Origin of the sequence: Flavobacterium daemonense (genome assembly GCF_007341385.1) — a bacterium.
Classification (GTDB): Bacteria; Bacteroidota; Bacteroidia; order Flavobacteriales; family Flavobacteriaceae; genus Flavobacterium; species Flavobacterium daemonense.
The window spans coordinates 109523-120560 of the sequence record NZ_VJYD01000015.1; the positions used below are offsets into that span (position 1 = coordinate 109523).

The 11038-nt window shown below is 28.7% G+C and carries 9 protein-coding genes; 6 read left to right on the forward strand and 3 right to left on the reverse strand.

Annotation, left to right across the window (positions count from 1 at the left end; all coding sequences use genetic code 11):
• Positions 1–3 precede the first annotated feature (3 nt).
• Positions 4–1278: a lanthionine synthetase LanC family protein gene (locus tag FND99_RS17255; RefSeq protein WP_162615571.1), complete on the reverse strand. Its 1275-nt coding sequence runs from the start codon at positions 1276–1278 to the stop codon at positions 4–6.
• A 73-nt stretch (positions 1279–1351) separates the two neighbouring features.
• Positions 1352–1570 (reverse strand): class I lanthipeptide, encoded by a 219-nt coding sequence (locus tag FND99_RS17260; protein WP_144339184.1) that lies wholly within the window; start codon positions 1568–1570, stop codon positions 1352–1354.
• 1009 nt (positions 1571–2579) lie between these two features.
• Here FND99_RS17260 and FND99_RS17265 point away from each other — a divergent pair.
• From FND99_RS17265 to FND99_RS17285, 5 genes are all read left to right on the forward strand, one after another.
• Positions 2580–2930, forward strand: coding sequence for a helix-turn-helix transcriptional regulator (locus FND99_RS17265; protein ID WP_144339185.1), 351 nt, complete (start codon positions 2580–2582; stop codon positions 2928–2930).
• 340 nt (positions 2931–3270) lie between these two features.
• Positions 3271–3471: a hypothetical protein gene (locus FND99_RS17270; RefSeq protein ID WP_144339186.1), complete on the forward strand. Its 201-nt coding sequence runs from the start codon at positions 3271–3273 to the stop codon at positions 3469–3471.
• Between the two features lie 235 nt (positions 3472–3706).
• Complete coding sequence (locus FND99_RS17275; protein WP_144339186.1) at positions 3707–3907, forward strand: hypothetical protein; 201 nt, start codon at positions 3707–3709, stop codon at positions 3905–3907.
• A 58-nt stretch (positions 3908–3965) separates the two neighbouring features.
• Complete coding sequence (locus tag FND99_RS17280; protein ID WP_162615572.1) at positions 3966–5030, forward strand: TlpA family protein disulfide reductase; 1065 nt, start codon at positions 3966–3968, stop codon at positions 5028–5030.
• A gap of 181 nt (positions 5031–5211) precedes the next feature.
• A complete protein-coding gene (locus FND99_RS17285; RefSeq protein ID WP_144339188.1) occupies positions 5212–6837 on the forward strand; it encodes a thioredoxin domain-containing protein in 1626 nt (541 codons plus the stop codon).
• Positions 6838–7087: 250 nt separating this feature from the next.
• Here the strand turns inward: FND99_RS17285 and FND99_RS17290 are convergent, their stop codons facing one another.
• A complete protein-coding gene (locus FND99_RS17290; protein WP_144339189.1) occupies positions 7088–9100 on the reverse strand; it encodes a DUF2264 domain-containing protein in 2013 nt (670 codons plus the stop codon).
• Positions 9101–9606: 506 nt separating this feature from the next.
• Between FND99_RS17290 and FND99_RS17295 the strand changes: the two genes are divergently transcribed.
• On the forward strand, positions 9607–10329 hold the full coding sequence (locus tag FND99_RS17295) for a hypothetical protein (protein WP_144339190.1): 723 nt from the start codon (positions 9607–9609) through the stop codon (positions 10327–10329).
• The last annotated feature ends 709 nt before the right edge of the window (positions 10330–11038 follow it).

The following is an 11038-nucleotide window of genomic DNA, read 5'->3' on the forward strand; positions in this document are numbered from 1 at the left end:
TTTTTAATATTTGATCATTAGCAATTCTTCAGAAATAGGCATTTCTGAATGTAAAAACTTAAGATAACAAGCAAGTACTCCTGCAAGTCCCTCAAGTATAGAAATATTTTTTTCTGCAGAATTCTCAATTATAAATCCATAATCGATATGTCCGTTTGGCTGATTCTTGTCTTTTTTATTAAAAGTTTCTTTTAGCCAATGATTTGCGGATTCCCAAAATACTTCGTTTTTAGTGATATAATATATATTTAAGAATAAAACAGCTATACCACTAGTACCATGACAAAAAGCAGCATCTATAGGGTATCTTTCTTCTGAATATTTTCGGCCTGCAACAAAAAGTAATTTTTCTAATATTATTTTTTCATATGATTTTTGTTTTATTTGAATTGATGCCATTAATAGAGTATATAAAATTGCTAAATCACCATAGCACCAGCCTAATCTTGAATTTTCTGGTATCAAATTATTTTGCTCAAAAGCAGATGCTTTTATTTTTAAAGGATAAAAGCAGTAAATATCTTTTGAAATGTTTTGCGCATTATTGAGATAAAATTGTATAGAATTGTCTATTAATTCAGTAACAATAATTTTTGAATCTTCTGTTAAGATATTTTTTTTTGATAGAAGCTTGGTTAAAAAGTAAATATTCGCACCCATACCATGTGCATTTCCCATATCTAGAATAGTTGTAAAAGTGGCATATGAGTCATATTTTTTCCAATAGACATAACCTTCTTTTGTTCTGAACTTTTTGTTATCTAAAATTTTGACAATTTCACTAATTCCCACTTGGTTTTCTCTTTCAATGAAATAGAGACCAAAACCAAGCAAGCCATGCAAAATATCCAAATTGTCACTTTTATAATATATTTTTAACTGCTCTTCCAGTATCTCATCAATCTCCTCTAAAATTGCGTCAATTTGATTATTTAATTCTTTGTCATTAGCATCAGTTAAATTGTTAGTTTTTAATTTTAGCAAAAAAACGCCATAGCCAGCCAAGCCATCACAATAAGTGGGTGTTAGCGATTCACTATTTTCAATAATTTCAAATGTTTTGTTGATATATTCTTTTAAGATAGCGCTGTGAATATCAGTTGGATTAATTTTGTAATTTTCAACTAAAACCAAAATAATTCCGGGTAATCCTGCAAGAAGGCCAATATGATTGGAGCTTCTGTAATCTTTGATGTTATTCCAATTCAAAAGAAACTTTGTTATATCAAAGATTTCATTAGTGATTAATTCTGCAGTATGGCTATCAATTTTTTTCAATTTTTTCAATTTTTAATAATTTAAAAATGGTAGAATTTTCTACCATTTTTGTTTGAATAAATTTTAAGTAAGTTTAATAACCGCCATAACCATATGTAGTTGTTGAACAATCCGGATTCATAGTGCAAGTGATACCTGCTCCTTCTGATGCTGGGACACAAGGTTTCTGCTCACAACAAAGAATAGCAGTACATTTAGAATAGGATGTAGTAAATTCACCTCCTTTAATTGATAATTTTTGCTCATCAGTTAACTCAGAAATTACTTTCTTTTTAAGATTTAGTTTTTTCATTTTTATTAAAATTTTGTTGCCTTGAAAAAATAAAGACACTCAAGGTTTGTGTCTGCCTAATTGCGCAAAAAAGGTATTTTTATATCTGAAAAATCTTTAGTTATCTAAAAGAGGGGCTTCTTACGTTATAATTATTGTTTGTGTTTTTATATAGTTAAATAATTAATTAATTTTTAAAATTTTAACCATATTTAAATGCATGGTTTATTTTTATCCGAAATTATTGCTAAAGAAAAATATTTTCTATGCTATTTGCAGCATATTTTATGCTGATTAAAGCATTGATTTGTGGTCTAGGTTTTTGGAAAAATGTAATGCTAAGAAAAACAAGTGTTTATGTTTTTTTGTGGAATTTTTATTCTGTTTGTTTGCCACGTCTTTGCTTCAGGGTTTTAAAAAAGACATAAACTAGCGATATATCCATCTTGAAAAATGAAATGAAGCAGTTTTTTGATATGTCTTCTTGTGTTTAAATAATTATTAAGATGAACTATCAATAAGATTTATTTGAGAAATGTATATTGAATTGAAAACGCTACAAAAAAATAATCTTAAAAATTTCAAATCAAAGCCAAATATCTTCTGAAATTAATTTAAAAATAACTTGATTATTTTTATATTCTCAAACAACGAAAATTGTAGGATTTAAACTAGTATTTTGTTTAAAAAAGAATAGTGCTGGTTAGTATTCACTCGATTTAAAAATCATGTTTGATGGGTTAATTATTCTTAAATATAACTTCTATTGTGGCTAAAAATGTACAAACGGGATTTTTTTGTACCTAAAAACGTACTATATTACTCCTTGATTTAATTGCTCTTAATCAAATTTGCAATGTAGATTTCTAAGTTGGGCAATGGATATAGATTTGGTTTGTAATAAACGGAAAAATATAATCACAAAGCCTAAGTTCAGGACAAGCTGTATTAAATAAAAAGTGGTGCTTGTCTTCATTATTAACTTTAAAAGTTTTTTGCCTTGAATAATACTAAGAAGACTCATTAAAAAATGATAAAACAAAAACTCATCAATAAACGAATCGAAAAAAATAAAACGCAAGAAGAAATAGCGCACTTTTTAGGAATTACTCAATCCCAATATAGCCGTAGAGAGTCCGGAGTAACTAAAATTGCCAAAAGCGAATGGAATGCGCTGATAAAAGTTTTAGACACTACTCTTGAAACCATATACGAGCCTGAGGATGGGGTATATGTTTTAATCAATGAAAAAAAAGCTGAAAGTTTTGAAAAACAAAATGTTGAGAATTACGAATTTACATTTGCTATCATGAAAAAATACATTGAAAAACTAGAGAATGAAAATAAATCTCTTAGATTGGAGCTTGATAGCAAAAAATAATTAGCTTGTTTTTTCCTGGCAGGCTGATGGCTAAAATAGGTAAGTGCTATGTATTATCCAGAAAAGCATAAAATTTTAGCTATACGCTTTTAAAAAATATCTGAACGGACGTCTACAAACACCAAACAGCTTATCATATTAACAAAGAAATATTCATTTCTATTACTCAAAGAGTAAGAAATGTATTTGTATTAACTTTTAAAAAAGCCTTATAAAAGATTTTATAAAATGCTTTTTGAAAAAAATCTTTTTCACTGCAAAGTACTCTGGTGCACAAGAGCTGTTTCGTAAGTTTAAAAGAGGTTTACTTTAATTTTATTTAACTAAAAAAAAACTGATTATGAAAAAATTAAGTTTGAAAAATGCAACAAACTTTCTTTCAAGAAAAGAAATGAAATCTATAACTGGTGGTTATGGTGACGAAGGTGGTTATGGTCCAGAGACCTGTTTTTCTTATGATGCTTGTCCTTCGGGATGCATAGAGAGAACAGCAACCACATCAGGATGGAGTTACAGATGTAATACCTGCTGTATTGCTTAACAAGTAAAACTAAAATCTAGAGTTGGATACAACTCTAGATTTTATAAATCCCATCCAAATGATAAATGCTAGGCTTAGTATTTGTATTAACTTTTAAAAAAGCCTTATAAAAGATTTTATAAAATGCTTTTTGAAAAAAATCTTTTTCACTGCAAAGTACTCTGGTGCACAAGAGCTGTTTCGTAAGTTTAAAAGAGGTTTACTTTAATTTTATTTAACTAAAAAAAAACTGATTATGAAAAAATTAAGTTTGAAAAATGCAACAAACTTTCTTTCAAGAAAAGAAATGAAATCTATAACTGGTGGTTATGGTGACGAAGGTGGTTATGGTCCAGAGACCTGTTTTTCTTATGATGCTTGTCCTTCGGGATGCATAGAGAGAACAGCAACCACATCAGGATGGAGTTACAGATGTAATACCTGCTGTATTGCTTAACAAGTAAAACTAAAATCTAGAGTTGGATACAACTCTAGATTTTATAAATCCCATCCAAATGATAAATGCTAGACTTAATTTAAAATTCATATCGTTATTAACAATTTTAATCTATTCAAATAATATTTTATCTCAAAATAAAGTAATAGATGGAGAAACTGTAAATCAAAAAAAAAGTGACACTATTTCGTTCGTCAATGGCATTATGAATAAAAAATATTATGAGCATGCCATAATTACATCCGAAGTCATAGACAATAGATTTAAAATTGACGTTTTCTTGTCATATCCGCAAATGTATTTTTTGTCATGGAAAAGCGAAAAAAATAATGTATTGTTCTATGGAGATCCCTTTTTTATAGATAGTTCTACTAAAAAGATATTTGCCCGGGAAACTAATTGCGAAGTAGACGGTGATTCCTTTTTGGAATTCAAGAACGAATTTCTCCCTTTTATTCTTAAGGAGAGCAATTTAGCTAATATCAATGATTATTTATTTGAGAATGGGAATAAATTTGATTCAAGGCTTGCAAGCTATGTTTCTAATAAAAATGACTCATATGTTGCATTATGGTTTCTAGTTAAAAGATTTAATGAAAATGGATACTCGAGTCTTTATGAAGAAATTCTAAATTCATTTTCAAAAAAAATAAAATCTGGAAAACTATGGATGATTTTGAATCAAGAATTTAAAAACATTACAATCAAGGAAAACAAAAAATTTCCAGATCTGCACCTGAAAAATACAGATTTAAAAGAAGATGTTTTGAAGATTCCGAATGCAGAATTTACTTTGATAGATTTTTGGTTTAGTAGATGCCGTCCTTGTCTCGAACAGATGCCACTGCTGAAAGAAATTTATAGCAACTACAATTCCAAAGGCTTTAACATTCTCGGCATTTCTACTGACAAAACTGTTAATTTGGAAATTTGGAAAAAACGAATTATTGAAAAAGAAATTCCATGGCAAAATTATCTTGACGAGAATGCGGTCTTGGCTACTAATGAAAAAATATTTTCGTATCCCACCAACTTTCTATTGGATAAAAATGGGAAAGTTTTAAAAAAAAACATTAATCCGGTAGATCTGCAAAAATTCTTAAAAGAAAACTTAAACAAATAAAACTGCTTTCTTGTTGATGCACTGCAATCTGCTTAAAATAAAGTGCTTTGATGAATCACTGAAGAATTTAGCTTCTTTTGGTTTATCTTAATTCCTATTAGCAACTAAATTGGTTTAAAATGCACGATAAATATTATAAAAAATAAGCATTCTATTTTATTCAATTCAAACTTAAAAATAAATGTCAGAAACTTTTACTTACCTTTTCCAATATTTGGATAGAGAGCAAATTAACATTGACAAAGATGAATTTCAATTTCAGATTCAGTCACATCCAGATTATCCCAGCTTGGTGTCTATTATAGATACGTTGAATTTCTTTGATATCGACAATGGTGTAATTTCTGTCGGAGCAGCTGAAATAGAGTTATTACCCGATTATTTTGTAGCAATGCTGGGAAAAGAAAATGAGCAACCTGAACTTTATTTCGTTGAAAAAAAAGGTGATCTTTATAATTTCACTCAAAACAGAAAAAAAACAGTCGTATCTAGATTAGAGTTGGAATTAAGATGGAAAGATATTGTACTGTTGGTGGAAAAATCAGAGATAGAGAATCCAAAGCAGATCGATAAAAGAAAAAGATTGTTGGGATTATCTTTTTTTTGTGCAATACTATTTTTTCTTATCCTTGCTCATTTTCAAATTTCCATGCAAGCAAAATTATTTTTTATCTTTCCAGTTATAGGAATTTTGTTTTCGATAGCTGCATTGAAAGATTTATTTGGTGCCAAAAGCGAACTATTAGACCGTTTTTGCAATATGACTACTTCAGTCAGTTGTACATCCGTAATGCAGTCTAATAAGTGGAGAATTTTTGAAATTATTAATTTTAGTGATCTAAGCATTATATTCTTTTGCTTTCAATTTTTAGGTCTGTTGACATCTTTTTTTATAAATGATTCAAATTCATATTTTAGTATCCAAAAAATAATACTTGTATGTACTATGCCATTAATAATGGCTTCTCTTTATTATCAAAAATTCGTTGAGAGAAAATGGTGTCCGATATGTCTGATTATAATTGGAATTATTATTTTGGAATCGCAATACATTTTCTTTTTATTGCAACCACCTTTTGATTTGCAAATATATCCAATCCTTGTTTTTGGCTTTATATTGGCAACGATTGCCTTATTGTGGTTTTCAGCAAAAAAGGTACTCATAGAGCAAAGAGAATTGAAAGAATTTCGTATCAAGGGAAATCGTTTTATGCGTAACTATAAAATTTTTAAAAATAACTTGTTAGCTTCAAATAAAGTTGAAAATAACGATTTACAATTCGAAGAAAGCCTAATTTTAGGAAATCCTGAAGCTTCATTGAAAATAATACTGATAACGAGTCCCTTTTGTTCTTTTTGTTCTGAAGCTCATTCTATGATAGAAAAAATATTAGAAAAACACTCTCAAAAAGTTTGTTTTGATATTCGCTTCAATTTTAATGAAAAAGCCAGTACCCAAAAATCAAAAAAAATACACCAACAGTTAGTATCGATTTTTTTGAAGCAAGGACAAGAGATATTCATGAATTCGCTTCATGATTGGTTTAAAACCAAAGATGAAACCAAATTGAATATATTGGAAAGCTCAATTCTTGATGACTCAAAGCTCAATTCAATTTTGGAGAAGCATTTCAGCTGGAACCAGCTCAATAACATTAATTATACCCCTGCAATAATTGTAAATAACCATTTTTTCCCCACACAATATAATAGGAATGATTTAATGTATTTTGTGAGTGATTTATTTGAAGATGAGGAGTTTATTTGTGATGTGAAAACAATAAATTTGATTGGGGCCCGTACTTAAAAGTGAACACAAAAAGACAATACATTTAATTTATTTTAAATAATTTCTCTAAAAAATGACATACTTAGAAAATTAAGCGGTACTATGGTTATTATTTTCTTATGAGAATTACTCTTATTTGAGAATAAAATCAAATTTTAAATAAAGCTTTTAAACAAATTTTAAGGGCTTTATTTACTGATAACTTTTGAAACATTTTCTTTTTAGAAACAATTTTGTCGGAGTCACAACATTAAGAGTAATAAAAAAATTATTCATTAAAATTGATTATTTTCTCAGTTCCGTCTTTAAATTGAATTCTAATAATGTTATTTGCTTCTTTTAAAGCTTTGATTGGAATCAATTCCTCTTCCTGCCATATTTCATTAGATTTTTTCCAAAGCATAAAGGTTATATAAATATTTGTTTTTTTTAATGTGGAATTGGATATAATATTAATTACACTGCTTTCATTGCTCTGCGGATGCATTTTTTTTGCTTTAATAATTTCCGTTTTTTCCCACCCTAAAATAGGAATCATAGCTAGTTGATATTTTCCATTGTCGATAATAGTTATAGCATATCCCTCAATATTTCTTTTGGTTGCAACAATTTTCTTATTTAATTTTGGCAAAGCATAATGGCCTAAACGTATTGAAATAGGTTTGTTGCTATTATTTTTATCTACCCTTAAAATACCATTGGGCAACGGTATATCGGCTAAATTAAATTGGATATCTTCATCCGTTTCTAAAATTACATCTCTGTAGTAAATACCGTTTACAAACTTTTTAAAGGTGTACAACCTAAAGGCTTCCCAGATTCCCTTTTTATTTTTAATTACATAGTTCATAGCAACTTCCCCATTTTTGCCATCAGCTTGCCAAGGGAAAGCACTATTGTAAGACAGTCTATTATAGTTTTCTGTTGATCTATATTTTAACCAATCGGTGCTCTCCTTTTCATAGCACCATGCTCTCACCTCTGAAGCCCCAATACCCGGATAATTTGTAATCAAAATTTGTGAATCTCCTTGGTACTTATTATGAACTTCATTCTTAATAACTGTTGATTCCCAATAACCATTATTTTCTATGGAGTTCCAAAAAGGACTAGTGTCAGAAACCAGTAAACCTAGAAATATTTTTCCAATCCAATACACGCTCCCTCGACAACTGTAAACCTGAATTGCTGGCTCAAAAGCACCATAAAAACCAAGAGTAGGCAAATGATCTTTCATAAAATCGGGATGCATTAAAAATTGCTTAATTACGCCAGATGAAATTCTTCGCATCCACCCATAATTAGTATTTGGATTATTTTGAAATCCCATTAAAGGAAAAGGAGCAACAGCGGCAGTACGATAACTTATGCTTCTTCCCCACATAATCATTTCGCCATTTTTACTGAATAAGTAGGGATAATTATCTTTTAGGTCGTTAAAATTAGCGATAAAGCTATCTGCAATCTCAGGATAATGTTTCTTGCCAAAAAACTCTGACCAGATAATTCCATACATCTGAAAAGCCCACATACTATAATAATCTAAGGCAGGACGATCATGATACCATCCATTGCTTTTATAATTCTTAAGCGATTCTTCTAAATAATGAACAAGCAGCTCTTCATTAACAGAATAACCCTGTTCTTTAAAAAAACTCAGAATAAAAATATTGAAAAATTTCCAGTTACAATCTATTGTAGGACCGTTTCCATAACTAAGCATTGTACTAGCTAAATCATCTTTTTGCAATTGTGACAATGGATCCCATAAAATTTTAGGATTTGTAAGCATTGAGAGTGCTAAACCGCCAAATTCAACTAATATTTGACTTGGTCTATCATGATTAGCGCGAGGTTTAATAAAGGTTTCACTTTTCGAATCAATTAATTTACTTATTTGATGCCTGTAATAATCTGCTACTATAATATCATTAATAACTAATGATGGATTCTCTTTTAATAATGGGGATGCTATAAATAAGGTTCTGCAAAGCCCTTCCAATTTTTCGGTGGAAATCTGATTTTCATTTACAGGATAGCTTTTTCCTTTCTGTTTAGGAAATTTCATAGGATCATCGAAATTGCTCACATAATTAAAGGAGCCTGTCAATAAATAAAGTCCTGCATCTTTCCAATGCTCCCTTGTCATTCCTGTATATGGGCTGATCTCATAATCAGGATTTCTCACTTCAAAAATATTAGAAACATTTTCTTTTTGTTTTGAAAACAAGAATCTGTTAATTTTTTTTAAGCCTTTCATTTTTCGTTTTTGTATTGGCATATAATGTTAATTAATTTTTAGGCTAAAAATATTAGATATAAAAAAAGAAATGATGATAAGAACAACAAATACATCTTATATAATCTATAATTTAGAAGGCGGAAACACCGTATCCTTATTTATGGGTTTATGATTTGAACACTGCTCTTTCGATTTATAAACCATTTCAAAATAAAAATACAAAATAATTATTTCATAAAATTAACCTAGTCTGAGTACAGCCTAATCAATTTTAGCTCTTAAATTAATCAACTTAATGCTTATCGAAGATTTTGGGTTATAATAAATTAAAGATATGCAGACACTAGGAGCTTTGAATGATTTTAATTATATTTGATTTAATAGTAGGGGCTTTTCAGTTTAAAGTGGCTTCAATTGACTTTTATGTATGTTTCAACTACAAAATTTGCAGGAATTGAATTTACTATCGAATTTTTGATATAGTATGATTAGTAACCAAAAGTGATTTATTATAATTTCATTTTGTTGCTTAAAAAAACAAAGTTATGTTCAGGATATTTTTTTCAGTGTTGATATTTATTTATTCAACGACTTTTTCTCAAAATAATTCAACTATTGAAGGGAAAATTTTGAGTAAAATAATAATTGATGATACTATTCATTTTAGTGCTGGAATATACCATAGGGGCTATTATGAAAATTATGATTTAAGTTCAGAATTAAAAAAAAATAATTTCATTCTTAAATCAGACTTTACTTACCCGCATATGTATGTATTAAATCTAAATAGTGAAAAAAATAAAATATTATTCAGAGCAGGAGTGTACTTTATAGATAGTTATACAAAAAATATTCAATTAGATTCCTTATATGGCGTTAAACTATTAGATGGTCCAACAAATTTAGAATACAAAAACAAATTTTTACCATATATTTTAAAGGGTATAAAAAGTAATTTTTATATTTTTCGTTCGAAAGAAGGAGACAAATTTGATAACAGATTATTCAATTATACAAAAAACAACCCAAGTTCGTATGTTGCGCTATGGTTTCTAATAGACAGAATAAGTAGTGAAGGCTATAAAGAGGTGTATGAAAAAATATTGAGTCAATTTTCTTTCGATGTTAGAAATGGCCAGCTTTGGAAAACTGCAAATGCTGAATTTTTGGATTTAAGAAACAAAAGCAAAGCATATCTAGATTTTGATCCTAAAAGCATTGATTTAAAAAGCACAGATTTCAAATTACAAAATTCTCAAGTTTACTAGTGAATTCTGAAAGCCAATAGCTTTGGAATTTACAAGATAATACCTAAGCTTTTAGTCACAAAAAGATATCAACTCTCTACATTAATCTGCTCCTCTATCTATACCGTCAAAGGTGAGGATATACAAACAAAAACTGGAAAAAAAAATAAGATTTAGTTTTTAATTTGAACTCTGCGTTAAGTCAGCACATCGACACATTTTTAAAACTTTTACATACTATGATTCATTTGTACTGATTGACTAATTAATCTTATTTATTGATTATAAATCTAAGGTTTCTAAGCGGTTTGGATGTCCTGTTGAGTGACCTCTACGTTACAAAATCCAAATCATTTTATGCAAGATTTAAAGAAATTGGCTTATTTTCAAGTAGATTTGTAAGATAATTATTGTAGTATTTATATAGGAAGCGGTTTGTATGTATCGTAGGGGTTAAATGTTAAAAAATGTTAATTCGACTAGCTATAATTTCGATATTAAAGTTTTGGTATTAAATTTTAGCTACATTTTTTGAACATAAAAATCAAAGGTATTACCAGTAAATTTAGATAATAATTCTTAATACTTCTCCATCAAAATCTGTTTATGATGTGTAAAAAAATCTCTTCTTTTTGTGTACTGTGGTATTACAGTGCAAATTCCAGTGATATTGACCACCCAATTCCAATTTAAAGTGACCACCTGATTCCAATTCAAAATGACCACCTAA

Excerpts from the sequence above, each read along its gene's own strand:
- FND99_RS17285 (WP_144339188.1), top strand. The coding sequence starts at position 5,212 with ATGTCAGAAACTTTTACTTACCTTTTCCAATATTTGGATAGAGAGCAA.
- FND99_RS17280 (WP_162615572.1), top strand. The coding sequence starts at position 3,966 with ATGATAAATGCTAGACTTAATTTAAAATTCATATCGTTATTAACAATT.
- FND99_RS17290 (WP_144339189.1), bottom strand. The coding sequence starts at position 9,100 with ATGCCAATACAAAAACGAAAAATGAAAGGCTTAAAAAAAATTAACAGA.
- FND99_RS17270 (WP_144339186.1), top strand. The coding sequence starts at position 3,271 with ATGAAAAAATTAAGTTTGAAAAATGCAACAAACTTTCTTTCAAGAAAA.
- FND99_RS17275 (WP_144339186.1), top strand. The coding sequence starts at position 3,707 with ATGAAAAAATTAAGTTTGAAAAATGCAACAAACTTTCTTTCAAGAAAA.
- FND99_RS17295 (WP_144339190.1), top strand. The coding sequence starts at position 9,607 with ATGTTCAGGATATTTTTTTCAGTGTTGATATTTATTTATTCAACGACT.
- FND99_RS17260 (WP_144339184.1), bottom strand. The coding sequence starts at position 1,570 with ATGAAAAAACTAAATCTTAAAAAGAAAGTAATTTCTGAGTTAACTGAT.
- FND99_RS17265 (WP_144339185.1), top strand. The coding sequence starts at position 2,580 with ATGATAAAACAAAAACTCATCAATAAACGAATCGAAAAAAATAAAACG.